This window comes from Bacillus sp. CPT56D-587-MTF (assembly GCF_058792335.1).
On sequence record NZ_JBYTEF010000001.1, the window covers coordinates 2,509,509 to 2,535,625 of the forward strand.

The 26,117-nt window shown below is 33.3% G+C and carries 25 protein-coding genes; 3 read left to right on the plus strand and 22 right to left on the minus strand.

Features of this window, described 5'->3' with window-relative positions; genetic code table 11:
* Positions 1-16: 16 nt before the first annotated feature.
* The 18 genes from AC3WVZ_RS12900 to AC3WVZ_RS12985 form a co-directional block, all read right to left on the minus strand.
* On the minus strand, positions 17-772 hold the full coding sequence (locus tag AC3WVZ_RS12900; protein WP_065212605.1) for an ABC transporter ATP-binding protein: 756 nt from the start codon (positions 770-772) through the stop codon (positions 17-19).
* Between the two features lie 240 nt (positions 773-1,012).
* Complete coding sequence (locus tag AC3WVZ_RS12905; protein WP_000691336.1) at positions 1,013-1,741, minus strand: hypothetical protein; 729 nt, start codon at positions 1,739-1,741, stop codon at positions 1,013-1,015.
* A complete protein-coding gene (locus AC3WVZ_RS12910) occupies positions 1,738-2,328 on the minus strand; it encodes a TetR/AcrR family transcriptional regulator (protein ID WP_000822620.1) in 591 nt (196 codons plus the stop codon). The genes AC3WVZ_RS12905 and AC3WVZ_RS12910 overlap by 4 nt, the downstream gene beginning before the upstream one ends.
* Positions 2,329-2,567: 239 nt before the next feature.
* Positions 2,568-3,077 (minus strand): ribonuclease FAU-1 family protein, encoded by a 510-nt coding sequence (locus AC3WVZ_RS12915; protein ID WP_001037883.1) that lies wholly within the window; start codon positions 3,075-3,077, stop codon positions 2,568-2,570.
* 205 nt (positions 3,078-3,282) lie between these two features.
* Complete coding sequence (locus AC3WVZ_RS12920) at positions 3,283-4,338, minus strand: hypothetical protein (RefSeq protein ID WP_065212604.1); 1,056 nt, start codon at positions 4,336-4,338, stop codon at positions 3,283-3,285.
* A gap of 12 nt (positions 4,339-4,350) precedes the next feature.
* Positions 4,351-4,821 (minus strand): tetratricopeptide repeat protein, encoded by a 471-nt coding sequence (locus tag AC3WVZ_RS12925; RefSeq protein WP_233936434.1) that lies wholly within the window; start codon positions 4,819-4,821, stop codon positions 4,351-4,353.
* Positions 4,822-4,962: 141 nt separating this feature from the next.
* A complete protein-coding gene (locus AC3WVZ_RS12930) occupies positions 4,963-5,652 on the minus strand; it encodes a phosphopantothenoylcysteine decarboxylase domain-containing protein (RefSeq protein ID WP_000676726.1) in 690 nt (229 codons plus the stop codon).
* A 15-nt stretch (positions 5,653-5,667) separates the two neighbouring features.
* Complete coding sequence (locus tag AC3WVZ_RS12935; protein WP_167316384.1) at positions 5,668-6,471, minus strand: AAC(3) family N-acetyltransferase; 804 nt, start codon at positions 6,469-6,471, stop codon at positions 5,668-5,670.
* Positions 6,472-6,701: 230 nt separating this feature from the next.
* The gene (locus AC3WVZ_RS12940) at positions 6,702-7,103 is read right to left on the minus strand and encodes a GNAT family N-acetyltransferase (RefSeq protein WP_001053116.1); all 402 of its coding nucleotides are present in this window, start codon (positions 7,101-7,103) and stop codon (positions 6,702-6,704) included.
* Between the two features lie 56 nt (positions 7,104-7,159).
* On the minus strand, positions 7,160-8,098 hold the full coding sequence (locus AC3WVZ_RS12945) for a DMT family transporter (protein WP_065212603.1): 939 nt from the start codon (positions 8,096-8,098) through the stop codon (positions 7,160-7,162).
* A 402-nt stretch (positions 8,099-8,500) separates the two neighbouring features.
* Positions 8,501-9,025 carry a DinB family protein gene (locus tag AC3WVZ_RS12950; protein WP_167316385.1) on the minus strand — a complete coding sequence of 175 codons (525 nt, stop codon included), beginning with the start codon at positions 9,023-9,025 and terminating at the stop codon, positions 8,501-8,503.
* A gap of 15 nt (positions 9,026-9,040) precedes the next feature.
* Positions 9,041-9,541: a GNAT family N-acetyltransferase gene (locus tag AC3WVZ_RS12955; protein ID WP_000620314.1), complete on the minus strand. Its 501-nt coding sequence runs from the start codon at positions 9,539-9,541 to the stop codon at positions 9,041-9,043.
* Positions 9,542-9,584: 43 nt separating this feature from the next.
* Positions 9,585-10,121: a GNAT family N-acetyltransferase gene (locus AC3WVZ_RS12960; protein WP_167316386.1), complete on the minus strand. Its 537-nt coding sequence runs from the start codon at positions 10,119-10,121 to the stop codon at positions 9,585-9,587.
* Positions 10,122-10,136: 15 nt separating this feature from the next.
* On the minus strand, positions 10,137-10,838 hold the full coding sequence (locus AC3WVZ_RS12965; protein ID WP_167316387.1) for a nucleotidyltransferase domain-containing protein: 702 nt from the start codon (positions 10,836-10,838) through the stop codon (positions 10,137-10,139).
* Between the two features lie 16 nt (positions 10,839-10,854).
* Positions 10,855-11,538, minus strand: coding sequence for a DNA alkylation repair protein (locus AC3WVZ_RS12970; protein WP_233936449.1), 684 nt, complete (start codon positions 11,536-11,538; stop codon positions 10,855-10,857).
* 232 nt (positions 11,539-11,770) lie between these two features.
* Positions 11,771-12,724, minus strand: coding sequence for a PLP-dependent cysteine synthase family protein (locus AC3WVZ_RS12975; protein ID WP_233936450.1), 954 nt, complete (start codon positions 12,722-12,724; stop codon positions 11,771-11,773).
* A 175-nt stretch (positions 12,725-12,899) separates the two neighbouring features.
* Complete coding sequence (locus AC3WVZ_RS12980; protein WP_000800667.1) at positions 12,900-13,289, minus strand: VOC family protein; 390 nt, start codon at positions 13,287-13,289, stop codon at positions 12,900-12,902.
* Positions 13,290-13,477: 188 nt separating this feature from the next.
* Positions 13,478-14,299: an MBL fold metallo-hydrolase gene (locus AC3WVZ_RS12985; protein WP_000371021.1), complete on the minus strand. Its 822-nt coding sequence runs from the start codon at positions 14,297-14,299 to the stop codon at positions 13,478-13,480.
* 292 nt (positions 14,300-14,591) lie between these two features.
* Between AC3WVZ_RS12985 and AC3WVZ_RS12990 the strand changes: the two genes are divergently transcribed.
* The 3 genes from AC3WVZ_RS12990 (at position 14,592) to AC3WVZ_RS13000 (ending at position 17,024) form a co-directional block, all read left to right on the plus strand.
* Positions 14,592-15,419: a peptidoglycan-N-acetylglucosamine deacetylase gene (locus tag AC3WVZ_RS12990; protein WP_000551452.1), complete on the plus strand. Its 828-nt coding sequence runs from the start codon at positions 14,592-14,594 to the stop codon at positions 15,417-15,419.
* A gap of 157 nt (positions 15,420-15,576) precedes the next feature.
* A complete protein-coding gene (locus AC3WVZ_RS12995) occupies positions 15,577-16,239 on the plus strand; it encodes a DUF3841 domain-containing protein (protein ID WP_063220330.1) in 663 nt (220 codons plus the stop codon).
* A 110-nt stretch (positions 16,240-16,349) separates the two neighbouring features.
* A complete protein-coding gene (locus tag AC3WVZ_RS13000; protein ID WP_233936451.1) occupies positions 16,350-17,024 on the plus strand; it encodes a TerC family protein in 675 nt (224 codons plus the stop codon).
* 56 nt (positions 17,025-17,080) lie between these two features.
* On the opposite strand, the gene ltaS is transcribed toward AC3WVZ_RS13000, so the two are convergent.
* The 4 genes from ltaS to AC3WVZ_RS13020 all read right to left on the minus strand — a co-directional run bounded on the left by ltaS (position 17,081) and on the right by AC3WVZ_RS13020 (position 26,021).
* Positions 17,081-19,054: a lipoteichoic acid synthase gene (gene ltaS / locus AC3WVZ_RS13005; protein ID WP_000808770.1), complete on the minus strand. Its 1,974-nt coding sequence runs from the start codon at positions 19,052-19,054 to the stop codon at positions 17,081-17,083.
* A gap of 527 nt (positions 19,055-19,581) precedes the next feature.
* A complete protein-coding gene (locus AC3WVZ_RS13010; RefSeq protein ID WP_000633864.1) occupies positions 19,582-21,207 on the minus strand; it encodes an ABC-F family ATP-binding cassette domain-containing protein in 1,626 nt (541 codons plus the stop codon).
* 377 nt (positions 21,208-21,584) lie between these two features.
* Positions 21,585-22,433 carry a P-loop NTPase family protein gene (locus tag AC3WVZ_RS13015; RefSeq protein WP_233936452.1) on the minus strand — a complete coding sequence of 283 codons (849 nt, stop codon included), beginning with the start codon at positions 22,431-22,433 and terminating at the stop codon, positions 21,585-21,587.
* Positions 22,434-22,904: 471 nt separating this feature from the next.
* Complete coding sequence (locus AC3WVZ_RS13020) at positions 22,905-26,021, minus strand: MMPL family transporter (protein ID WP_233936453.1); 3,117 nt, start codon at positions 26,019-26,021, stop codon at positions 22,905-22,907.
* Between the last annotated feature and the right edge of the window lie 96 nt (positions 26,022-26,117).

The window sequence follows — 26,117 nt, forward strand, 5'->3', positions numbered from 1 at the left end:
TAAAATCACCCTTTTCCTATATACTTGTTTGAATCAACCCTCCATATTCAAACTGCTGTAATACTTTCGTTCGAAGTTGTTGGAACGATTGAGAAGTTTTATTTCGCGGATAAGGCAAATTATTTTCAATCACTTTATGTATTTTCCCTGGTTTTGCACTCATAATGATGATTCGGTTTGAAAGATATATCGCTTCGTCTATATCATGTGTAACGAATATCATTGTTGTTTTCTTCTGCTCCCAAATATTTAGCAATACTTCTTGTAAATGACTTCGAGTAAAAGCATCCAGCGCTCCAAAAGGTTCATCAAGTAATAATACATTTGGATCTCTTAATAACGCTCTCGCTATCGCAACACGTTGTGACATCCCGCCTGAAATTTCTTTCGGATACGATTTTTCAAAGCCATCTAACCGAACGATTTCAACCCATTCTCTCACCTTATCTTTCACATACTTATCTTTTAACGACAAATCTGCCGCTATATTTTCTTCAACTGTTAACCATGGAAAAAGCCTATGTTCTTGAAAAATAAAACCTTGTTTCTTGCTCGTTTTTAAGATAGGCTCCCCGTCAATAACAACTTCACCTTCAAAATCATTATCTAGACCTGCAACAATTTTTAGTAATGTACTTTTTCCGCACCCACTCGGACCAATTACTGTAACAAAATCCCCTTCCTCTAATTGAAAATTAATATTCTCTAGCACTTGAACCATACCAGTTTGTTTCAAAAAATATTTTGATACCCCATCAATTGAAACAGTCATTTCTTCCCCTCCTTAAAATGATTCATATAAATGAACAGATTCAGTATTTGTGCAATAAAAAAACCAAAGGCATTTTATCTGTTGATAAAATGCCTTTGGTTTCTCCAATCAGCAATACGTTATGGAATTAAGTACATATTATACAAATATTTCCGATAAGTCAACTAGGTTTTATTAAAACATACATATGATTTGTTTGAACATTTTACTTTTGTTTATTTAAACGATATCGTTTACTTACTATTTTTTCTGATCTTTAATCCACTGTAACCAATAAGAAAACTCACACGCTAAATGCATTTGATGGGATTTAATTAGACTATTAGGACAAAGGGCTGGGAACTCAACAACTAGACTTACTTCTATCCCTGTATCAGTATCTTTAAATTGATGTCGAACTCCACCAATAGTAGTACCATCTTTCATACGTGCAACACCTGTTGATTGGTATTGATAAGATTTATCTCTCGGTGTTTTCAATCCGGTTTCGTCACCAAAAACAATGAAAAATTGAACTGGAAACGGAGAATTACCAGTAGTTTCGATAACCTCTAATTCATTTTCCCCAAAGGGTCTTAGTACATAGTGATCAGGACAAGCAGATAAATTCACTTTGTTATTTTCACGTGATTGTTCAAGCATCAAACTATCAATTCCATGTATAGCTACTTCTGCTGTAATCCCGTCTAAATAAATACTAGTTTTTGAAAATTTTCGTCTATCGCCAGATAAAAGAGTACAGATACGCATACCTAATGCACTTAATCTAAGTTTTGATTTCAACTTTTCGTACATTTCATTGTATGTATATCGCAACTTTATTTCCGTTAGCTGTTTTATCATGACGTCTGTATCATTTATTTCAAGCTCTTTATGTCCTAATGTATATAATACTTTTTTTATCCGTTCTCTTTTCCATTTTATAAGTTGCTCTTGTGAGATATTATTTCCATCGATAATAATTTTCATAAACTTTCTCCTTCCTTTTGATTGTATCGTAGTGTAGTTAATACTAAATTAACCATTTCATGTTTTGTATCTAGATTCAACTTTACTTCTGAATGAGCAATACTGTTAAGACCGTATAAAATAAATCCAGAAGCTAATAATGAGTTATCAGTATAAAAAATCCCTGTTTTCACTCCCTCTTCAATTACTTGTCTAATTAACGGTTGCATACGTGCGAATAATTTCTGTTCCAGTTGAAAATGTTGTTCCGTCTGAAACGAACTCACATTTTTATAAGGTGCTAACTTTTCAATAAATGTCCAAAATATATCTAGTGAATCTTTCATCTTTTGCATGACAGACCGTTCATTTGAAACAAGTATTTCTTCAATTAACTCCATATTTTTCACAATACAGTCATTTAAAACTTCATCAACAAAATTCTCTTTAGACTTGAAGTAATAATAAAATAAGCCCGTTGCTACACCTGCATGATTCACAACATCTTTTATGCCAAATCCTTTCATACCATTTTTCATATATAGTTCAAAACCAATATCCATTAACTCTTGGCGTCTTACATCTGGTTCTTTTGATATTCTTTTCATACGTCATCTCCTACACTGTTTTCACCACGACTGAATCTGATTCAATCATAAACGACTGAACTTGATTCAGTCAATATTGTTTCATAAATTTAAAATCGATTTAATAACTAAGCGACGAAATTTCTACAAAAAAAGAGTAATCTCAAGAGATATGCTACTAACCTTAGATTGATCAAAAAAGTTAGATCATATAACTTGAGACTACTCATTTCCATTCAAAATATTTATGTAATTAAATTTTATTTCCTCCGCACCCTGGCTGTCTCCAAAACTATTGGTGGAAGCTCTTTTTGAATGATTTCTTTTAATTCATAAAGAGCTTTCTTCACATAACCACCTTCGAAATTTCCTAATGGTTCTGGTAATTCATCCTCATCCAATATGAAGTATTCTCCATTTGGAAGTACCATAATATCGATGATTAAATCTTCAAAGGAAACCACTTCATCTTTTATTTGTGTGTTTTTTACGATATTAAAATAGGAACCTAAATACTTTCCTTTTATATCTCTCCATACGTATAAATTGTACGGACGATCTCTCCAGTAATATGCGATTGTATAACTCCCTTTTGGGATTGTTAACTTAGTATCATTTGCAGTCATTGTAAATGAATACTGCACCTCGTGAAATAAAACGATACTTTGTGATTGCTTTTCAAGTAATAAGCAATTGTGATCTACTATTGTTGAGTTATACCGGATTTTTCTTTCTATAATTTCAATTTTCGATGTAAGTAACTTATTCATTATTTTGTTTCCCCTTATGCTAGTTCTATCCTCAATTATATCTATTTATGTAGTGATAAAGAAGTGTATAGTTTTTTATATAATGATTTATACAAGTACATAATAAAAACTCCTTCTTATTTAGAAAGAGTTTTTCACTATCCATGTTTCATATTTTTTCACTTCTAACGGAAACTCATTTGTTTTCATGCAACTAACAGTACTATTACTCATGTTTTAACTTTTCCTTAACCGCATCATAAAATTTTCGTTCTTCATCAACATTTAAGTAAACACGACTTACTGTTTTAGAAAAGCCGTATAACAACTGCGCTTTCACTGGCTCTTTTAATGTTATTTCAAAAGTAGCAGGTTCTTTTATGAACCCCATAACAGTTGCATCCAATACCTGCTTCCCTTCTTTTGCCGTTAGCAATTCACCCTTGTAGAACGCAATATTATCAATTTGTGTAAATGGCATAACAATTTTCTTTCCTAATCCGATTTGAATGATTACTTGTTCTTCTGTTACGACAAGTGGATTTTTGCGCATCGCTTGTATTTCAGCTATAAAATAAATCATCGCGTATACATTTAAAATAAGTAAAATCCATGCTATTACTGGATTCCACTGATGTAGTAAATAATGAAAACCAATGCTTTCAATTGCTGTTGCGTGAATAATCATGATATACACGCCTATAGCACCAGTCTTTTTATGATATGAGTATACAGATTTACCTGTTGGTACTTTTTCACGCCACGATAAAAACGCATAATAGATTAACTTACACTCTGTTAGAATGACATCTATTAACTTACCTCTTTTCATAGTAGTGTCAAACGCTGCATCAATTGCATAAGAAAAGGAATAATTTTCTCTTCTATATTCTTTATATTTTTTTATTATTTTAGGAAGCACTCTAACAATTTTATAGAGAAGGAATAATTCTAGACCTACAAATGCAATTTCAGCCGCAACAATAATATAAGAGATGAATGAAAAAGCTTGTAAATAATCACTTGGAATAATAAATCTTGCAAAAATATAACCAGCTATTACAACAGGAACTATATATGTTAACGAGTATCTTTTTCGAATAATGAAGAAATATGTGATGATTGGAATGACAAACAAGCAATCTAATAATGACCCAAGCACAACTTCTTTCGGCGCAACTGGTACAATTGGAAGGGCATACAATAAATAGTTTGATAGCATAATTAAAGAGACGAGTCCAATCCAAATACCTTTTCGCCTTCGTGATAGTGTAACCTTCATACGTTCACTCCTTTATTTAAAAACCTCATTTAAATGGTCTTTATAAAATGAAATGGCACGTTCAAATTCTTTTACTTCCTCTACTTTCACGACAGTTTCAAGTAATAATTTCATCGCTGATTCGTAATCGTTTACGTTATATTTTGCTAATGATAAAAATACTTTCATCGGAGCGTTCTCTGGAAATTTTTTCACCCCAGCTTCTAATACTGTAATTGCCTTTTCATATTCCCCTATACAACGATATGTACTTCCTAAACCAATATAAGCACCGCAAAGCGATTCGCCATCAAGTCCATTTGCGATTGCCTGCTCATAATACGGAACTGCTTCTGTTTCTAGCCCCATTACATCATGTATCCACGCACACTGATACAGTACTTCTGCATCCTTAAAGTTTGTTAATCCTATAAGCATCTCTTTAGACTGCGCATATTTCTTTTCATTTCTAAGTTTAATAGCTTGCTTTAATAAATGTTCCATAGAATCCACTCCTCACCAATTATTCTGTGTATAGCTCTTGATTGGTATACGCTTCACATTCGTGTAAAAGTAAAATTCCCACCAATTAAAGTTTCGCTTACTTATTACTATGCGGATTCATTCTCATCTAAAAACTTAATTTTAAAAAGCAGTGACACGATTACATAATACCTCTAAGCTTTTGACAATTTCTTTCGCTGTTTCATCTTTCCCATTACACAACTTCCCTTTACCATCCTGTCCAATTACATAATGCACAGCCCCGCGCGAATATAAAGAATGTGGTGAATTCGCAATCATTACATTCGCCCTTGCTTCTTTCATTCTATTTTTTGCTCTTTCAAACAGTTCTTCTTCATTTAAATCACTTTCAAGTTTAAAACCAACAAGTACTGTTTCTGGGTCCCATTCTTTTATTTGTTTTAATACCTTTGGAGCCTTTTGAAAGTGAATAATCGGTGCTATATCACTTGAAATTTTTCCGTTCATATTAAGAACATTACCATCTTGATCACAAATTTTCTCTACAATCCAATCTGATCCAGCCGCTGCCATAATGACTGCATCAACCTTTTCATGTGATATGATACTTTTCATTTTATCTTGTAAATCAACGATTCCTTCAAATGGATGTAATTCTAACCCTCTATGTACATCACTCGGTTTCTCCGCAAAATAACCGTGTAAATATATAACATGTGCCCCTTTAGCTAGAAGTTCTTCTGCGATTATCCTTCCGATTGTACCTTTGGCCATATTCGTATGCCCGCGTACTTGATCCCATTTTTCTAGACAACCACCGCTCGTAATTAATACCTTTTTCCCCTTCATTGTAACCATCCCTTACTAATTTTTCTTACGAAACCATTCTGTTCCAAAGTCAACTATATCACGCTGTTTCATTAGACGACACGTTGCATTCCCTATCTTCCCATTTTTTACAGTTCCTTTTCGCTCAAACTCCACACCAATTTCTACAAACTTCTCAGATTCGTAATCCATTTCAACAAACTCTTTCCACACTCTTTCACCGTTTTCTATAATAGGTGCTCCTACTTGTATTAACTCACATGCACCAGAACGCACCTCGGATAAATGAACAGACGTATTGGAATCATATCCAACACCAATTAATAATACGTACCCGTCTAAATCATATATTTTTCTTAATGGAGATTCTTCTCCAAAGCTCATTGATAACGAATGGTTCATTGTTATTTCTACTGCATGTTTTCCCCATGCAGCAAAACTTCCTAACGGATGATTACTACGTACTACATTCGGATATGTACGAAAACATTCAACTATTTCACCCATTCCCCTTGTTGGGGTTATACATGAATCAAATGCTGGGACGTTATCTCGGATAATTTGCCACCAGTCTTCCGGTACAGGTGGTCTTGACCAATGTTTCGGATCGGACAAATCCGAAGATTGCGTTGGCATTATTATCGTTCCTTCTTCCGTAACAACTTTCATTAATGCTTCTACTACAGCAACGGCACCACCAGATATCCACCCGATAGAACTTAGTGATGAATGAACGATAATTGTCATTCCTTTTTCGACTCCTAATGCTTTTAAATCTTTTGTTATTGTTTCGATTGTATTTGGAAATTGTGTACTTGCTACTATTTCATTCATTTTCATATTGGTTCCCCCACTAGCCACGTAAATTTAAACTTTTATATAAATATATTATCATATTTTTCTTAATTTTTAACTTAATCATATTCATTACTACAAAAATATGTATATTATTATACTGAAGCCTCAAAACTCTATTAAAATCGTAGATAATGATGAGCGAGAGTTTTTTTGAAATGAAGAAAAATGTAAATCCTATTTTTTCAAACTATACTCCATATGCATATTTTATACTATTTTTCCATGTAACAATGAAGTCTTTCTATCCCTGGATATTTTTCTCCTAAACTTTTAACTTGAAAACCAATTCTTTTATAAAATTCTACCGCCCCATCGTCTGTCTCCGCTTCTATATAAGTCAATTGATATATCCTTACCACTTCTTTAATCATTTGCAGTGCAATTCCTTTTTGACGATAATCTGGAGCCACTGCTATATGACATATGCGTGCTTTAGTTTCTCCGATTATTTCAATACCTAGACAAGCTTTTTCTTCATATTTGTACAAAGTCCCTTTATTACTTTGATAAAATATTACTGCCTTCTTTAAGCTTATTTCATTTGGACCGACGGCATATTGTAGCACATTTAATATTGAATCTTTCTCAATTTGTTTAACACACTGTAAATTCATACTTTCATCCCTTTCTATGAAAAAAGACTAGCTCTTAATAAAAAGAGCTAATCTCATTACGCCGTTATTTTTTCTTCTTTTTTTACAACGACAGCCACATAACTATGAAGTATCATTCCAATAATAACGAGACTCATACCAATCCAAGATAATGATGATGGGATTGGTGCAGATAACCAGATCAACTCTCCTACTAGCGCAAATAAAACTTCACCAGACTGCGTCGCTTCCACTGTTGCTAATTTTTGCGGATCATCTTTCACAAGATCTGTTGCAAAGAAAAATAATACTGTCGCGATTAACCCAGAGCTAACTGCTACAATAAAACATTGAAAAACTTGGCTATTTGACGGTAATCCGCCTGTTGATACTTCGTAACCAGATAATAAAAACCAAAATGGTAAACTTGCTAATGTCATACCGAGTACTCGCTGAAATACATCTAATTCCCCTTTACAAACTTGCATCATTTTTCTATTTCCAAGAGGATACGCAAATGCTGCAATAAGTACAGGAACTACACATAAAACGGTTTCACGAATACCTAATGAAGAAGCATGTTCTACTTGCATGAGAACGACACCGAATAAAATAATGCCCGACATTACTAATTCCTTCATCGGAAGTTTTTTATGTAGTGGATCCACCGCAAAAAATGGTGTTAACAAAATCCCTGCAACGATTGTAATTTGCCATGTTGATGCAACGAGCCAACCTGGTCCGAACGCTCCAGCAAAACTAAGCGGTGCATAAAAGAGACCAAATCCAACGATACTCCACACTAACCATTCTTTCGGATTGTTTTTCATATATTGAAAGAGTTGCTTTAAGTTCCCTCTATACATAACAATAAGTAATAGCATTGGAACCATAAAATAATACCGTAATGATGCACTCCAAATCCAGCTTCCACCTTCTAAGTCCATTGCCCTGTTTAAAACAAAAGTAAAGGCAAAGAAAAATGATGCCAGTATCCCTATAACAATTGCTTTCATTGTAAAACCCCTTGTATTTAATTTTTTATCTCTATGACCTATATTTTAGTATACGCGATGAAAAATCTACATTCAAACTTACATTTCACTTTAGGATGATGAAGGAATTGTAGTAGATTTACATGGGAATAAAGTGCATTGGTATGAAATCGAGGCCATTACATATCAAAACTTTCAAGGGTCAAAATCTACTTTAATCTCGACCCACTATACTCACCATGAAAATATACGCATCCGCTATAAAAGATGGCTACCAACTATTTCACATTCAATTTACTGGTTTTCTATTGAGAAACCAAAAGATTATCATAAAAATTTAATGATAGCTTGGGAAGAAAAGCGAACGAATAAAAACAAACGCCTCCTTTAATTATTATTTAGGGGCGTTCGTTCATTCAAAAATTAAAGAATATGTAGTTTATATTCTCTGTATAATTTCCTCAATCGACTTATATGAGCTTGATGATACCGATTATGATCTGCTATATGCCATATTCCCCATCTTATTGTCGCGTTTTCCCCTTTTTCATACAAAACTTCCCGCGTTAAATCAGTTTCTGTTAGTTTCATACATTCTTCATAAAACAATTTTTGCACTGCTTCATAATCTTGCATTAACTCTTGCAATGTGTTTTTTCTTAAACTTGGTAATTCTCCTACTTCATTTAACATAGGACCATATTTATTTTCAAATGCTGGCGGAACATCTTCTCCCTTGAAACGATACAACCAATGTAAATCAACAACTGCTAAATGCTGAAGTAACTGCCCAATACTATTTTCATTATTTTCAGACCCTTTATAGGATAGTTCGTTCTCTTCAGTACCTTCGACTAACCTTTGCAATCTATTAAACGTATCAGCAACCGTCGCATACAAAATCGCTACTTGAGGGTCCATTTTTCTTTCTAAATGGAGATCTTTCATACAAAACTTCCTCTCTTAGAAGAACAACACCATATGTTCATCATCACTATACACACCATTCATTTTTATAGCCCTTTTTTCAATTCCGTATGTTTTAAATCCCATTGACTCATATAATCGTTTGGCTGGTTCGTTCGTTGACACAACCCCTAAATTCAATTGCTCTAGCTTCATCTCTTTTGCCCTTTCAATTGCTTTACGTATTAAATCACGTGCAAGACCACTTCTTCGATTTTCAGTATCCACATACATTGCAACGATATGTCCTTTATGCTTATATGCGTCTTTTTCTTCTGTTAATAAAGTAACAACCCCAACTAAACGATTTTCATTATTAAAAGCACCAAATGTAAAACTACTGTTGGATGAAAGATTACTAGCAACTCGTTCAAGAGGGTTTTCTTGACGTACTGCTTCTTCATAAGTCGTTATAAATGCTTCTGGATTTACTTGTAGTGCTTGTAAACGCAACTCCCAATATTTTTTTGCATCCGCTTTTGTAAGTAATCGAATCATTTTATTTTCCCCTTTTTAATTTACATAATATTTTTATAGGTTATTATTTTTTTGATTCATACTCTTCTTTTAATATACTGTAACGATAGCGATGAATGAACTTTCCCTGTCTCAATCGATCATTTCTCATTAACCCTTCGCATACAAATCCGGCACTTTCATAACTCTTTTTAGCTTTTGTATTATCTTCATCTACACGTAACCAAATTTTCTCCAATTCAAACTGAGAAAAACCTATTTGTAACATGCTGTTTAGAGCTGCCATTCCAAATCCTTTACCCCAATAGTCTTTATTTCCAATCGCAATTCCTAGTTCAGCATTTTTATTTGTTTTATCAAAATTTTTAAGGTCTACCCATCCAATATGTATACCTGTCTCAGTAACGATTGCCCTTTGTTCATAACCATTTTTTCGGCTTATACAAGCTTCAATCCAGTTTCTCGTATCTCCACGAGTGAACGGAGGATATTGATCTGGTAAAACTAAATGCTTTGTTACATCTCTATCTAATGACCATTGATAGCGATCTTCTACATCATCTATTGTCAATTCTCTTAATTGAACATATGGTACATTCATTTTTTTCTCCTCTCTTTATTTACCAATAGAAAATCCTTCGAACACTCTTCCACCATACTGTTCTAACGTCTTTTCTATAAAATGAATTAATTCATTTTTCCCTCCCGTTTTATAAAAATGATCAAAAGCGGCTACAAATTTGTTTGCATATTGCTCATCATATCTTTTTAGCACTCTAATAAACCATTTTGAACTCCCAAGCCACTTACCATTTACTCTTAATACATATTCATGTACTAAATCGGCTAATAAATTAGCGATAAACAATTCTTCTTCTCTTTTTGTTGCACCAATAAAGTCATCTAAAGTATCCGTAATAAAATATCGCTTCTGCTTAATCGTTTCTTCGGTCCATTTAGCTGGTCCTTTATGTAGTAAATCATTCGCTTCTTTTTTTAATTTCCCAACAATTTCCTGTTCCCCTTTTAAGGCAATCCCTTCTGAAACTAATTGTGGTAACGACGGCCTCCCTCGATCACAATCCATTTTGAAAAAGGTTTTATATGTTTCGAAATTATGAACAAACACCTCAACAGGCCATCCATTACTATAGAAAGATTCTCTATAGCAAGAAGTTAAACTTTGATCGACTATTACAATGTCAAGGTCAGATGTTTTCGTCGCTTCTCCTCGTGCAACGCTTCCGCCGAGTAAAGCTACATCACAATTCGGAAATTGTAATGTAATTATGTTTTGTGCTGCTTCAATTGGTTTCATAACCGATCCTCTTTTCTTATTTCACTTTCTTTTTTTCAGCTCTTTCTCTCGCTTTTTTTATATAGCTTTCTGCATCTGGTGTTTTACATGATGTTGCACCATGATCAACCTCTATTTTTCCAATTTCACTTGCAATTTCAATCGCTTGTCGCTCTAAGTCTTCATTACGAATTCCTATTGCGATTAAAGCACTATTCATCGCTTCTTTTTTTCTATTTTTTTCATTATGTATATTTTCTTTAATCTCTTCTAAGTACGGAGAGAAGAAATCATAATGTAACGTTTTATTTTTAATCACTATATTTGCTAATAAAGACCAGCCAGCTCTTCCAATCCATTCATCATTAGACTTTATCCACTCTTCCATTCTTTCTATTGCAATTGGCGAAGTACATATAGATGTCATCAGAACATCCATTAAACAGTAATAATCAACATCCTGAATCCAACTATTAAGCTGTTCTGTCGTTATTTTTTTCGGGTCTAAAATATAAGTTGCTAATGTCATTGCGTCCATATTTTTCGTTTCCCACAATTCAACTGCTAAATCGTGATCTTTTTTTATCTTCTTTTTTAACAATTTTAAATTCGCAAAACTAACTCCAAATAACGGCTCTTTCGCTCCGTGGTTTTTATACGTTTTTCGATTTTGTTCTGTTCCATATTCCTCTAGTTGCTGCATTACTTCCTCAAGTAACATATACCCACCTCTTTATCTTTTATGTTGACTGTATATATGTATGTACGATATATTCTACATTACTTTTTGTTTTTCCTATATTTATTTTTAAAATACGGTATGTGAAATTTCTAAGCATTGCACAGCTATACCATCAAAAAACTGTACATGTTAAACATACAGTTTTTTGATGGTATCAATTTTGCGTAGAATAAAATATAAACTACGAAAGAACTTTTAATGGTCCTCTCAATCACCTATTTTTTTCAACTGAATTTTTTACATCTGCCCACTCTTCTATTGACCCTGCGTCCGGAAAAACTGTAACTACATTAAAATTCGCACCTTTTTCTTTCCCAATTTGTTTAGCTGCTAATAAATTCGCTGCCGCAGAAGTTCCTATTTTTATACCAGTATCTTTGTAAAAACGTGCCATTTCATACAGGGTATCTTCATATGAATAAGTCCATTGTTTTTCTATCAAATTTTCTTCCTGTTCTATGAAATGTTGTTTCCTTCCTAAGCCGAACCCACCTGATCCAGCATATTTCTTTAAATCATTTGGTGGTTGTTCCGAACCATAAGGCAATTCAGCAGGCATTACTAAATGTAGTTCAACATTTTTTGTATAATTCTTTATTGCTGTATAGACTCCCATTAGAGTTCCACCAGTACCAGCAGATGCTACCCATGCATGTATTGGTTTTCCAATCATTTGTGCAATAATTTCTCGCCCTGTACCTTCTATATGACTTACTAGATTTGCATTATTATAATGTTGGAATAAAAAATATAATTCTGGCTTTTGTTTGCTAATCTCTATTGTTTTCTCAATTACTGCGTAGAACCCTTTACATTTATCAACTAAGATTACGTTAGCACCATAACGATCAAGTTCATTTAATAGAGATTTATCGGTTCCAGAACTTAAAACTAACGTGCATTGAATCCCTAAATAATTACAAATACACCCAATTGGCCTCGCTAAGCTTCCACCACTATACTCTAAAATATTTTGTTTTTTGTCCGCTTCTTGTAAATATTTATTAATCATTCCAAGTGCTGCCCTATCCTTAATCGATCCTGTAGGGTTATGCCATTCACATTTAGCATAGATAGAAAGATCCTTCGTTTCTTTGCATTCTAATTTCACGAGCGGTGTATTTCCAACATGTTTAGAAAACGCTTCAAAATGGTTTACTATCATACTTTTATACCTCCTTCATAAATTATGTTTACTACATTTGTTCTTAGCCAAAATACTTTCTACATTTTAATAACTCTCTCAATAAAAATTTCTTATATAAAAATCCCTACAAACACTGTAGGGATTTATGTCTAAATCATTTTGTTACACTCTATTTCATATGAAAATAGTTTTCTTATTCAGATGCATTCATAAGCACAATTCTCCAACCGTCTGGATCCTCTATTGTGGTTCCTTTCTCTATCCAATACGGGTTTTCAGGTTCTACCTCATGATAGCCCATATTACTTAATCGATTCACTATCTTTTCAATTTCATCTTTAATAGGCATATAAAAAACTAGTAAATTATCTTTTGTCGGTGCCGGACATGGACTTCCATTAACATGTGTAGTAAACTCCAAATGATACTCTTCATCTGGTAAGCCAAACATAACCCCATCATATCCTTCATGATTGTGAAATTCCCCTATACGTTTTAAACCTAATCCTGTTTCATAAAAACTTATCACTTCTTCAAATTTATCTGTTGGTCTTGCAATTCTAAATTGAACCCAATTCTTCATGCAAATCTCCTCCTTTTCATTTTCCAAAGCTTTATAGTAATTAGTATAGGTTACATATATTCCCTTTAACATCCCTCATTAGTGTGAACTTCCTAAGTTGAAAGACCTATTAGTTAATAAACAATAGGACTTTAGTATAAAATTCATATAAAATTAGTTATATAAATATAGAGATGAATTACAAGCTATTACGTATGAAATAGTTCTCCTTGCAGGGCCTTTATATACCGATCAGCAGATCTTTGTACAGCTTTATTCGCATCTTCCACCACACCATGAAATGCATTATATAGTCGACTAAATTGGATATCTTTTACCTTCTCTGCCATATCTCTAACTTTATTCGCTGGTAATGGAATGAGATTGGGATAACTATACATAAAACTTACCCATTTCCGATCCGAAACTACTTGTATAATATCACCTGATAACAAAATACCTTTCCCTTCATTACCGTCTTTCCAATGTATAACAGTTCCACCCTTAAAATGGCCTCCTAAGCGATGCAATGTAAGTTCTTCCGATAATATCAGATGCTCCCCAGACCAAAATTTAATTTGCTTACTCGGACGAACCACCCACTCTTTATCATCTTCATGAATATAAATAGGTACATTGAATGTTTCCGCCCATTTAACTTGTGTAGAGTAATAATGTGGATGAGAAAGTGCTATTGCTTGAATACCACCTAAATCATATATACGTTGTATCGTTTTATCATCTAAATAACTAATGCAATCCCACATAACATTTAGAGTTTTACTTTGTATTAAAAATGCTGTTTGTCCAATCGCAAATTTAGGTTTAGTAGTAATGCTATACAAACCGCTTTCTTCTTTTATTATTTCGTTTTTGTATAAATTGCTATTTTGCATCGTTTCTAATGTTGTCCATGACTGCCCAATTGGATTAACATATTGTCTTTCCTCATTACAAATTTTACAGCGAGAAGGTGCTTCTTCATTTTCGGGATACTGTACTCCACATGTAGTGCAAATATAATTATCCATATTCCCACTCCTTTTTTCATGTAATTGTTTCTTTACCAATATTTTAATAAAAAACAAAAATATTCGAATCAATAATTGGAACGAAAATGAAATGATACGAAAGTATGATTTGGTGATTGAAAGTTTAAATAATAAAGTTTAAATTCACCCTATTTTTCAAAACTGCAATTGATATAAAATCTTGCATACTTTTGAATAAACTTTTTTACACTTGTAAAAAAGTTTTTTTGCATTTCCCTACCTATAATTGCTAATATAGTAGAGTAGAACTTTTATAGAGAGAAGGAAAATTATGCACAATGGAATTCGAATGACAACTTTAGTAAAAAGGGCTATGTTAGTTTGTGCGGGGGTATTATTCACATACGAAGTGGCTTTTGGATCAGTACATACTGCTCTAGCTAGTACAGAGGATGAAGCAAAATCTGTTCAACTTGTAAGTGAGATTCAAACATCTCTTGCTCCGAAAGAAGCTCCAAAACATTATAACGGGCAAGTTAGAAAAGTCGCTTATTTAACATTTGATGACGGTCCTGGAAAATACACAGCTGAGCTTTTAGATATGTTAAAGAAAGAAAATGCAAAAGCAACATTCTTCCTAATTGGTTCAAACGTAAAAGCTTTCCCTGATCTTGTAAAACGCGAAGATGCTGAAGGTCACTACGTTGGGATGCACAGTATGACTCATAACTACAAGAAACTTTACACTGAAGGTCATTACGTAGATGAAATGAAGGAAGACCAAGGCTTAATCGCTGGTGTTTTAGGTAAATCACCAGTATTAACTCGTCCATCTTACGGCTCTATGCCAGGATTAAACGAAGCTCTTCGCAACAAAGTTGTAGAAAATGGCTTAAAAGTTTGGGATTGGACAATTGATTCTTTAGACTGGAAATATAACAAAATGCAAGTTGATGCTGCATCTGCTAAAATTGTAGAAAACGTGTTACATGGTGCTACAAATCCAACAGAAGTTATCCTTATGCATGATATTCATCCACAATCAGTAAAAGCAGTTCCTGGAATTATTAAAGGACTGAAAGAAAAAGGATATGAATTAGAAGCATATAATGAGAACGAACACTTCCCATTAAACTTCTGGCATGATAATCGTATGTAATGAAAAGACTTGATTTCCTTTAGCTGGGAATCAAGTCTTTTTATCATTTTGGGAATTACTCCTCGTATATTCGACTCAAACTCCCCCTTCTCTAATATCAATAAAAATTCAAAATCACATGTTATACTATAATTTAGTTTAAATAAGTAGGTGCCATATGATCGTATATACAGTACAAACTGAAGAAGCATGGAAACAATTTAAGAAACTTGGTTATTTAGAAGGTAATAAAGAATTCATCGATCCAGACGATGTATATTCATATGACTGGATGGTGCGCGTCGCTAAAACAAGATTGCCTCATTACGAAGGTAACTATCCTATTTGGGTCTGGGAAGCAAATAATTACCCAAATCGAAATCATAAAGCTTGGGGTAGAACAAATTCAAAAATGGTAATTTTAACACTAGATGTACCGAAAGAATGGGTACTATGGAGCTATTTTGACTATTGGTGCTGTGCTATGACTGATGGATCAACATATTTACATACAAAAAATAAGTGTACTTTAGATGAATGGTATACATATATGGATAAAGAATACGGGATAATATTTGATTTCGACTATTTATTATCTCATCCTGATTGGTGTCTAGGTAAAGAGGATTCGTTAGAAAAACAAGGTGTTATCGGCAAAACACCCCTTTCCTTCGTGAAAAAAGTAAGACGTTTTCGTGCTAAGACAGATAAGTCTATTAGTAAAATTCGAAGTGATAACTGGGATAATAGAAAAGAAAACCGCATTAAAAAGATGAATCGAAAATTAAGAAAGCGAACCGATAAACAAAAAAGAATACAAAAGCGACTTATACGAAATTAAAACATATATCAAAATACAGTAAGAAATTATGGATTGAATATACAAATTCAATCCTATTTTTTATATTATCAACACTTTAGCACATATTACTCTTAAGGAGTGATGTGTATATGGATTTTCTTTCAGCCGAATATTTGTCCGCCCTACTTGCCATCATTGTAATTGATTTAGTGTTAGCCGGTGATAATGCCATTGTAATTGGATTAGCAGCAAGAAGATTACCGAAAGATCAGCAAAAGAAAGTTATTATATGGGGAACTATCGGGGCAATCGCGATTAGAGCCCTCGCTACCTTAGTTGTTGTTTGGTTGTTAAAAATACCAGGGCTACTTCTAATTAGTGGTGTACTCCTTATATGGATTGCTTATAAATTAATTGCTGAAGGCAAAGATCATGATATTAAGGCCGAAGAAGGATTTTGGTCTGCTATTAAAACCATTATTATTGCTGATGCGTTAATGGGCATCGATAATGTACTCGCTGTTGCAGGAGCTGCCCATGGTAACTTTTCTTTAGTAATCATCGGATTATTAGTGTCTATTCCAGTAGTCGTATGGGGCAGTACATTGATTTTAAAATGGGTAGATCGTTTTCCTGTCATCATTACGATTGGAGCAGCCGTTTTAGCTTATACTGCCGCGAAAATGATTGTAGATGAGAAATGGTTCGCTGGATTTTTCGAAAGTAACCCTTTCGTTAAATGGGCATTTATCATTATTATCATCATCGGTGTAGTTTTCTTCGGAAAGGCTAAACAAAAAGCAACAGCTGGTTCTGTCTCATAATGATGGTATATTTACAAATAAAAGGCGCTATCCATATGAATAGCGCCTTTTATTATTTATTTAGCTTCCCCTTCCGGAGTCGTTTTTACCTTCGTTTTGTTTTTATCGCGGTTGTTATAGTTATACTTCGAACGATCTACTGGAGTGAATCCTTCCGGTGTGTAGAATCGTAATAAGTCACCATTCACGACTTGGTCAGAGTATTTTAGTGAGTTTTGAACCATTTGTTCATTTTTCTTTATTTCATCTGTAAATTCTACAGGTTTTCCAGTAGTTGTATCATAGTATTTGCCGTTTAGTGCAGTAACTGTTGGGCTTACGTAGTTACCGTTACGGAACGCAACGACTTGTTTATGATCTGGTGATAATAAATCAGAACCGAATTGAACATAATTCTTTGTATCTGTACCTAGTAAGTGTAATAGCGTTGGAAGAACGTCAATTTCACCACCGTATTGATGTTGTACGCCACCTTTCACTCCTGGTACACGAACGATTAATGGTACACGTTGTAACTGTGCATTTTCAAATGAGTTCATTTCTTTACCCATTACTTTTGACATTGCTGCGTTATGATTATCTGAAATACCGTAATGGTCTCCGTACATAACAATAATTGAGTTATCATATAAACCAGATTGTTTCAAGTAATCGATGAAGCCTTTTACAGATTCATCTAAATAGCGTGCTGTTTGGAAGTACGTATCTACTGATGAATCACCTGTTGTTGCTGGTTCAATCGTTGCTTCTGCCTTATCGATTGGATAAGGGAAATGGTTCGATAACGTAATAAACTTCGTATAGAACGGTTGTTTCAACGTTTGTAATAACGGAATAGATTCATTAAAGAACGGTTTATCTTTTAACCCGTAGTTTACTACGTCTTTTTCATTCATATCGTAGTATGACGCATCAAAGAATTTATTAAAACCAAATGATTTATAAATATCGTCACGGTTCCAGAATGTTTTGTAGTTACCGTGGAATACTGCTGATGTGTATCCTTGTTGTCCTAAAATAGCTGGTGCTGATTGATACGTATTATGAGATTTCGTTGTAAAGACAGAACCTTGCGGTAAACCAAACATTGAATTCTCTAACATAAACTCCGCATCAGATGTTTTCCCTTGTCCTGTTTGATGGAAGAAGTTATCAAAATAAAGTGTATTCGCATCTTTTGTAAATGAGTTTAAGAACGGTGTAACTTCTTGACCATTTAATTTGTAATCAATTAAGAAGTTTTGGAATGACTCTAAATGAATGTAAATTACGTTCATTCCCTTTCCTTTACCGAAATACTCAGGATTTGGACTTGCATAAGTTGATGTTAAATAATTTCGTACTTCTGTCATATTATCGCCATCAGCTAATGCTCGTTCTGTCGATGCTTTCGCACTTTGAATTCCATCATAAATTGTGTAGTTGTATGCACCTAAATATTTCACAATATAATTACGGTCAAACGTTCTTGTTAATAATTCAGGACGGTCAGACTCTGCAAGACCTAAGTTAACACTGAATAATAAAATACCTGCTACAAATACTAGAGATAATTTATGCTTCGCAACACGAATTGGTTTTGGATTTGCAAATTTTGTTGCGACTAACACAATTAATATAATCGTGTCTAAGAAGTATAATGGATCATAAAGATGTAGCAACGCAAGAATACTACCACCTAAATCTCCAAAGTTATTCGTTTGTGTTAATGTCGGGAACGTAATAAAGTCACTGAAAAAGCGATAGTATACTACGTTTGCGTATAAAAGAATCGACAATAACAAATTAATGATAATTAACCAAATATAAGATCGTTTCCCTTTTGCAAATAATGCAAGTCCTAAAAATAGAACTGCTGAACTAAGCGGGTTAAAAAACAGCAAGAATTTTTGAATTGTGTTTGAAATTCCTAAATTGAATTCCGTTACATAAGCTGCATATGTTTTGAGCCACAATAAAATAACGGCAAACAGAAAGAATCCAAAATGATTGCTTAACACGCTTTTGCTCTTTAATAAGAACTGTTTCATTTCTCCACCTCTTTTGATCATCCAAGGCTTATTTTTTTATAAGTCTGTCTCTCTATTCAAATTTTCTTCTTCAAATAGATTATCTTTATTTAACTATATGAAGAATATTAGTAATTATAATTTGAAGCTAGTATTTATTCAACTATTTCTTTCTAGACATTTTGACCTTGGTTTCTATTTAACAAAATAAATTTGTAACATTTCCTGTTTTCCCCCAAGATTCATCCACTAATTATGACACCCCATACTATATACCTTTATAAACTCATTCGCAAACTATTCTATCTCCAAATTTGGTACATATTTCACATGACAAAATAATACGATTTGATTATATTACTCCACTTACATTTCCCTTCTTCAACTAACTCTTTAAATCTTAAAGTCATTACATCCCTTCATACATGAAAAAATTCTCCTGTTCATTAATATTATATTTGAATAATTATTCATTTGACCGACCAGCGATGTTACGTTTTCTCGACAAAAAAACTCGCTCTAAAAAGAGCGAGTTTTTTCATTATATATTATTGACCTTTGTACATTGCATCTACTTGTTTTTGAAGTTCCTCATTTTCTAAGAACTCATCATAAGTAGCCTCTTTATCGATTACGCCGTTTGGTGTTACTTCGATAATGCGGTTTGCAATTGTTTGCACGAACTGATGGTCATGAGATGTGAATAAGATTGTACCTTTGAATGCAATTAAACCGTTATTTAATGCTGTGATTGACTCAAGGTCTAAGTGGTTCGTTGGATCGTCAAGTGTGATTACGTTCGCACCACTTAACATCATTTTAGATAACATACAACGAACTTTTTCGCCTCCAGATAATACAGAAACGTTCTTCTTAACTTCTTCACCTGAGAATAACATACGGCCTAAGAAACCACGTAAGAAGCTTTCAGACTCATCTTGTGGAGAGAATTGACGTAACCATTCAACTAAGTTGTAATCACTGTTCTCAAAGTACTTAGAGTTATCTCTTGGGAAGTAAGATTGAGAGGTTGTAACACCCCATTTGAATGAACCGCTATCCGGCTCCATTTCACCCATAAGAATTTTAAATAATGTTGTCATCGCAATATCGTTACGGCCGATAAATGCAACTTTATCACCTTTATTTAAAGTGAAGTACACATTATCTAACACTTTTTCACCATCAATTGTTTTAGAAAGACCTTCAACAGTTAATAAGTCATTTCCTACTTCACGCTCAGGTGTGAAGCCAACGAATGGGTAACGACGTGATGACGGTCTAATATCATCTAATGTAATTTTGTCTAATAATTTTTTACGAGAAGTTGCTTGTTTCGCTTTAGAAGCGTTTGAACTAAAGCGTGCAATGAAGTTTTGTAACTCTTTTACTTTCTCTTCTTTTTTCTTATTAGCATCTTGTGTTAATTTTAAAGCTAATTGGCTTGACTCATACCAGAAGTCATAGTTACCAACATAAAGTTGAATTTTACCGAAATCAAGGTCAGCCATGTGCGTACATACTTTATTTAAGAAGTGACGGTCATGGGATACTACGATAACTGTGTTTTCAAAGTTCATTAAGAAGTTTTCTAACCATTGAATCGCTTTTAAGTCCAAGTGGTTGGTAGGCTCATCTAATAATAGAATGTCAGGTTGACCGAATAAAGCTTGAGCAAGTAATACTTTTACTTTCTCTGCCCCAGTTAATTCTGACAATTTCTTATCATGAAGATCTTCACCAATACCTAAACCTTTAAGAAGAATTGCAGCTTCTGACTCAGCTTCCCAACCGTTAAGCTCAGCGAACTCACCTTCAAGTTCAGCAGCGCGCATTCCATCTTCATCACTAAAGTCTTCTTTCATGTAAATAGCATTTTTCTCTTGCATTACTTTGTAAAGTTGCGTGTGACCCATAATTACTGTTTCTAATACTGGGAACTCTTCATATTCGAAATGGTTCTGTTTTAATACTGCTAGACGCTCACCTGGCGTAATATGTATGTCACCTGTTGATGGTTCAATTTCCCCAGATAAAATCTTTAGAAATGTAGATTTACCAGCACCGTTTGCTCCGATTAAACCGTAGCAGTTACCTGGCGTGAATTTTATGTTAACATCTTCAAATAATTTGCGATCCGCGAAACGCAAACTAACGTTACTTACTGTAATCATTTGTGTCCTCCTACTAATACCGCTTATTTCAGCGTTTTCTCACCGATTGTCTTAAAAAATCGCATATTACGACTCAATTATTATAGACTATAGCTATTATATAGTAGAAGCTGGATGAATAGCAACGGTTGATTGCTATTCCTTTCTTTCCAAACTCGAATAAAACCTTTGTTTTTAATTAGATTAAAGTTACATACACGTTTTAAAGAGGATTCATTTTGAAAAAACATTTATAATTGGAGCATTATGTTTATCAATTGAAATAACACAATAATTTGTATGCATTTCGCATTATAAATAGCAAACTAAAACGCTCAGAAAATATTCTGAGCGTTTTCATTTCCTTCTCCAACTAAAGCACCAGGTAGTGTAAAAAGCTATTTCACCATTTGTATTGTTAACTTATCTTTTAACATTGACCTATATGAGTCAATTTCATATTTTGTATTATTGATTTTTTCTTTTTTCATTTTTAACATATCGAATATTTCTAACTCTAAATTCCTTCTAGCTTCAAGAACTTTTATCGCTCCTTCTACCCCTGAATGGTTATGTTCTTTCCCATAGCCTTGGTTCGTGTAATAGTCGACAATTCCTGTGGACCATTCTGGATTTCTTTCTTTTAATGCCTTCCTAAATGAAAATTCAAGATCATCTTGTTCTACATAAAATAACATTGGATTTAAATTCTCTATGATTTTTGCAACTTTCATTACATAATTTATTATTTTTTCTTTTTGTTCACCGTATTTAATCATCCCAATTGTTAATGGATTTTGTATGAAACAACATTCAAAAATATAAACCTTATTATCTTCTAGAGCAATTTCAGCAAAGTCATTCCATTTGTCAGCAATTAATTCAACATTTTTATCGAATGGCAATTCATATATATCGTTTTTAAAAATATCATTACATAATTCGTCCGAAAACTGGTCACCAAACTCATTTTTTATCTTTCTGTATGGTAATAAATAATTGCTTCCTTTTTTTAAAACTCTTTTAAGAAGCACTTCTTTAAAATCTCCACTGTTAGATACTAATCTATCGAATTCAAATTTATTAAAACAAGATACACCATCATAGTCGGCGGGGTGATTCAAATTCCCCTCTAAAAATAGTTCAACTTCAATTTTATTTTGGCTTAGAATTTCATTTATTAGCTTTGCAGCGGTCGATTTTCCAAATCCAGGTAAACCTTCTACTATTATTAGTTTTGTATTCATATTTATAAATCCCTTCCTTCAAAGTATTTAACCAAGATTTAAAAAATTACTTACTCCACTGCAATCACTCCTTCAAAATACGATATTCAACATTTCCTTTGAAAAATCCTTCTTAAAGTAACCTGACCGTTAGTTTAAGAACATTTTTTTCACAATCTCTATCATTATTTCAACATAAATTCCCATTTACCTTTTAAAAAAGATAGTCCACCATTATTTGAGTGAACTATCTAAAGTAAATTATATCTTTTAAATCAAATACTTTGTCAGTAATCCCCAATCGTTGCGCTGGTGTTTTTACTGTTTTCTTTTTCTCTTCCTTTGCAATTTAACTAGATAAAAGTACTTAAACAATGCAATAACAATTAAAAAAGGGATGCTAAATCATATGTGATTTACATTCCTAATTTGTGTGTTATTTTATATGTTCTCTCCCATAACTGAAACAGTTACTTTTAAAAGGGGATTCTTTTATTTTCTTTCACTTAATTTCTTTGCATAATTCTTCATTTTACTCGTTAAACCTATTAAAGCAGGTAACAATATTGGCATCACAATGATAGCTAATAGTAACAACGCAACGCCAACTACGGATGCTACTTGTATAAGCGTTAATACACCTGAAGGGATTAATGCAGCAAATGTACCACCTAAAATAAGTGCCGCTGATAATACGACTCCTCCGATATGACGAGAAGCAGTTACAATTTTCGTCGCTGGGTCCCCTTCTAACTCATTGTATCTCATCATTACAAAAATACTATAATCCACTCCTAAAGCGACAATCATTATGAAACTAAAGAATGGAACATTCCAGCTTAATGAATCTACATGTAAAATATGCGTACTAATTTGTTCACTTATCCCTAATGATGCAAAGTAAGCTAATAGTAACGATCCAATAATAAAGATGGTGTTTAATAATGAACGTGTAATCACAATTAATACAATCGCGATTCCAATTAACATAATTGTAGCTGTACGTAAGAAATCTTGCCCAGTTACTTCTTTTAAATCAACGTTTCTAGCTGTCGTTCCTCCGATTGCTGTTTTCGCATGATTTAATTCCGACCCCTTCAAAGTACCATCTATTGTGTTATTGATTTCTTGAATAATTGGCATCGCTTCTTTTGAATACGGATTTACGTCTAAAATGATTGTCATTTTAGCAGTCTTTCTATCATGTGACATGTACGTATTCAAAGCTTTTTGGAAATCTTCTCTCTCCAAAACTTCTTTTGGAATATAGAATTTCTCAGAGCTTTTTGATTCGTTCAGTTCTCCTAAATATTTCTGAGCATCCCCTAGGCCATTACTTACCTTTTCAAGGCCTTCTGTACTTTTAGTTAGTCCGGATTGTAATTGACCCATCTGTTCTTGCAAGTCTTTCAGTCCGGTTAATAGCTGACCTTGCCCATCGTTTATTTTCGTTAATCCGGTTTGTAACTCAGATGACTTGTTCGCAATTTGTTTTGAACCTGAAGCACCTTCATTTAATCCATTTTTAAGATCAGCTGCTCCTTTTTGTAACTTAGTAACTCCATTGTTCATTTCTTTTAAGCCATTATCCACTTTCAATAACGATTGATTCGCTTCTTTAAATGATCCCATCGCCGCATTATGCTGCGCTTTCAATTTATTTAATTCATTTGAAAGCCCACCTAATTGCTTTTGAGCCTCTTTAGCAATTCCTATCGTCTGCAGAATGTTAGGATCATTTGCTAATTCTGGTTTCGTTTGAATGAAATTGGTCATTAACATTTCAATTTGTTCATAACCTTTCTTCGCACCGTCAATCGCTTGAGAAATACTTCCGAAGTATTGATCGTAAGAACTTAAACCTTTTTCTAACTGTGTATAGCCAGCATGAAGTTGTGAAGTTGCTTGAGATAATACACTTATATTTTCATTTACTGAAGTTAACCCACTCTCAATTTGCCGCGCACCTTGTGCTCCGTCATTTATGCCATTGGATAGTTGATTTAAAGCTGTTCCTAATGCTGATACACCACTTTTCGCTTCATTTGTTCCATCAATTAACTTTTGAACGTTCGCAAGACTATTTGAGTCCTTATTACCCATCTTATCTTTCGCAGTAGTTAATCCATCATTAATTTCCTTTATACCACCATTGGCATCTCCTAAACCTGTATTTAGTTCACCCGCTTGTTTATTTATATATAGTTCTTTAATCCTATCACCAGTTGGACGTGTCGGTGAATATACTTCTGAAACACCTTTTACTTTCAAAATCTTATCAGTTAGTTCATCTAAAGCTTGAAGCGAACTCGCCTCATCTAACTTGTTATTCGATTGAATGACTAACGTACTTGGTGAAGAAAAACCAGGTGGAAAATGTTCTTCTATTACGTTAATCCCCATTTTCGACTCATATTTATTGTCTACTTCAAATAAATCGTTGTAATTAAGTGTATTAGAATACTTTAATATGAAAGGAATTGATATCACGAATACAATAATTAAAGCTACAAATGGTCTCACTACTGAGTTTTTCGCAAAGAATCCCCATAGACGACTGTCTTCATGACCTTTAAATGTTTTAACGGGATAAAACATCCCTTTTCCTAAAAGCACCATAAAAAACGGATTTAACGTAGTTAATACTAGTAATAAAACTGCGACACCAATTGCTACCGCTGAAGTAGATTGATATAGTTTAAAACTCGCTAAAGCAAGAGATGCAAAACCAATTAGTACTGCTATCCCGCTATATAAAACGGTTTTCCCTGCCGATTTAAATGTTTCTTTCGTAGCCAAAAATGCGTTTTCTTGTTTACTTAATTCTTCTTTAAATCTCGTAAATAATAAAATGTTATAGTCTGTTCCAACCCCAAACAGGACAACAACGACAAACACTTGTGTAAAGTTAGAAAATGGAAAATTAAATTGATCTACTAAATGAGCAATAATCCCCATTGAAACTAAATATGATACCCCAACAGTAAGAAGAGAAACAATTGGAACAATAGGTGAACGGAATACAATGATTAATATTACAAGAATGAAAATGATTGAAATAACTTCAGTCTTTTTCACTCCCTCTTGAGAAGATGTAAGGAAATCTCCTGCTATTAAATCACTTCCTGTTAAGTACGTTGTTACCCCTTTCGTTTTCACTTTATTATGAAGCTTATTAGTAACTTTCGATATTTCACCATGCTTTTTATCTATCGATATTTGCGTTAAAATAGTCGTATTATCTTTAGAAACTAATTGTTTCTCTAATTCTTTATTATCTAAATGTGAAACAACTTCTTTAATTCCTAATTGTTCTTTTTCATTTTGCAAAGCGTTGATTGTTTTTATTATTTCCTCTTTTTGCTCAGTCGTTAAAGCTGTTTTACTGTCACTATTAAAAACAACTATAATGTCATACTTTTCTGTCCCGTCTTTATCCATTTCTTTTATCATTTTGTCAGCAATACTACTTTGTTCTGTATTAGGAATCGTAATGTGCCCTTTTTCTTTCACTAATTTATCCATATTAGGCATCGTTACGATCATTGTAATGGTAATAACTATCCATAATAGAAAAGATAAACTTCTCCAATTTTTCAGCTTACTCATTTGCATCATCTCCCGCGATTAAAATTTACGTTAGTTACGGAATGAATATTCATTCCTATTATTCTATTACATTATTTTGTACACTCTATTAAACCA

Coding starts and splice junctions, on each gene's coding strand:
- AC3WVZ_RS12900 (WP_065212605.1), bottom strand. CDS start 772: ATGACTGTTTCAATTGATGGGGTATCAAAATATTTTTTGAAACAAACT.
- AC3WVZ_RS12905 (WP_000691336.1), bottom strand. CDS start 1,741: ATGAAAATTATTATCGATGGAAATAATATCTCACAAGAGCAACTTATA.
- AC3WVZ_RS12910 (WP_000822620.1), bottom strand. CDS start 2,328: ATGAAAAGAATATCAAAAGAACCAGATGTAAGACGCCAAGAGTTAATG.
- AC3WVZ_RS12915 (WP_001037883.1), bottom strand. CDS start 3,077: ATGAATAAGTTACTTACATCGAAAATTGAAATTATAGAAAGAAAAATC.
- AC3WVZ_RS12920 (WP_065212604.1), bottom strand. CDS start 4,338: ATGAAGGTTACACTATCACGAAGGCGAAAAGGTATTTGGATTGGACTC.
- AC3WVZ_RS12925 (WP_233936434.1), bottom strand. CDS start 4,821: ATGGAACATTTATTAAAGCAAGCTATTAAACTTAGAAATGAAAAGAAA.
- AC3WVZ_RS12930 (WP_000676726.1), bottom strand. CDS start 5,652: ATGAAGGGGAAAAAGGTATTAATTACGAGCGGTGGTTGTCTAGAAAAA.
- AC3WVZ_RS12935 (WP_167316384.1), bottom strand. CDS start 6,471: ATGAAAATGAATGAAATAGTAGCAAGTACACAATTTCCAAATACAATC.
- AC3WVZ_RS12940 (WP_001053116.1), bottom strand. CDS start 7,103: ATGAATTTACAGTGTGTTAAACAAATTGAGAAAGATTCAATATTAAAT.
- AC3WVZ_RS12945 (WP_065212603.1), bottom strand. CDS start 8,098: ATGAAAGCAATTGTTATAGGGATACTGGCATCATTTTTCTTTGCCTTT.
- AC3WVZ_RS12950 (WP_167316385.1), bottom strand. CDS start 9,025: ATGAAAGATCTCCATTTAGAAAGAAAAATGGACCCTCAAGTAGCGATT.
- AC3WVZ_RS12955 (WP_000620314.1), bottom strand. CDS start 9,541: ATGATTCGATTACTTACAAAAGCGGATGCAAAAAAATATTGGGAGTTG.
- AC3WVZ_RS12960 (WP_167316386.1), bottom strand. CDS start 10,121: ATGAATGTACCATATGTTCAATTAAGAGAATTGACAATAGATGATGTA.
- AC3WVZ_RS12965 (WP_167316387.1), bottom strand. CDS start 10,838: ATGAAACCAATTGAAGCAGCACAAAACATAATTACATTACAATTTCCG.
- AC3WVZ_RS12970 (WP_233936449.1), bottom strand. CDS start 11,538: ATGTTACTTGAGGAAGTAATGCAGCAACTAGAGGAATATGGAACAGAA.
- AC3WVZ_RS12975 (WP_233936450.1), bottom strand. CDS start 12,724: ATGATAGTAAACCATTTTGAAGCGTTTTCTAAACATGTTGGAAATACA.
- AC3WVZ_RS12980 (WP_000800667.1), bottom strand. CDS start 13,289: ATGAAGAATTGGGTTCAATTTAGAATTGCAAGACCAACAGATAAATTT.
- AC3WVZ_RS12985 (WP_000371021.1), bottom strand. CDS start 14,299: ATGGATAATTATATTTGCACTACATGTGGAGTACAGTATCCCGAAAAT.
- AC3WVZ_RS12990 (WP_000551452.1), top strand. CDS start 14,592: ATGCACAATGGAATTCGAATGACAACTTTAGTAAAAAGGGCTATGTTA.
- AC3WVZ_RS12995 (WP_063220330.1), top strand. CDS start 15,577: ATGATCGTATATACAGTACAAACTGAAGAAGCATGGAAACAATTTAAG.
- AC3WVZ_RS13000 (WP_233936451.1), top strand. CDS start 16,350: ATGGATTTTCTTTCAGCCGAATATTTGTCCGCCCTACTTGCCATCATT.
- ltaS (WP_000808770.1), bottom strand. CDS start 19,054: ATGAAACAGTTCTTATTAAAGAGCAAAAGCGTGTTAAGCAATCATTTT.
- AC3WVZ_RS13010 (WP_000633864.1), bottom strand. CDS start 21,207: ATGATTACAGTAAGTAACGTTAGTTTGCGTTTCGCGGATCGCAAATTA.
- AC3WVZ_RS13015 (WP_233936452.1), bottom strand. CDS start 22,433: ATGAATACAAAACTAATAATAGTAGAAGGTTTACCTGGATTTGGAAAA.
- AC3WVZ_RS13020 (WP_233936453.1), bottom strand. CDS start 26,021: ATGAGTAAGCTGAAAAATTGGAGAAGTTTATCTTTTCTATTATGGATA.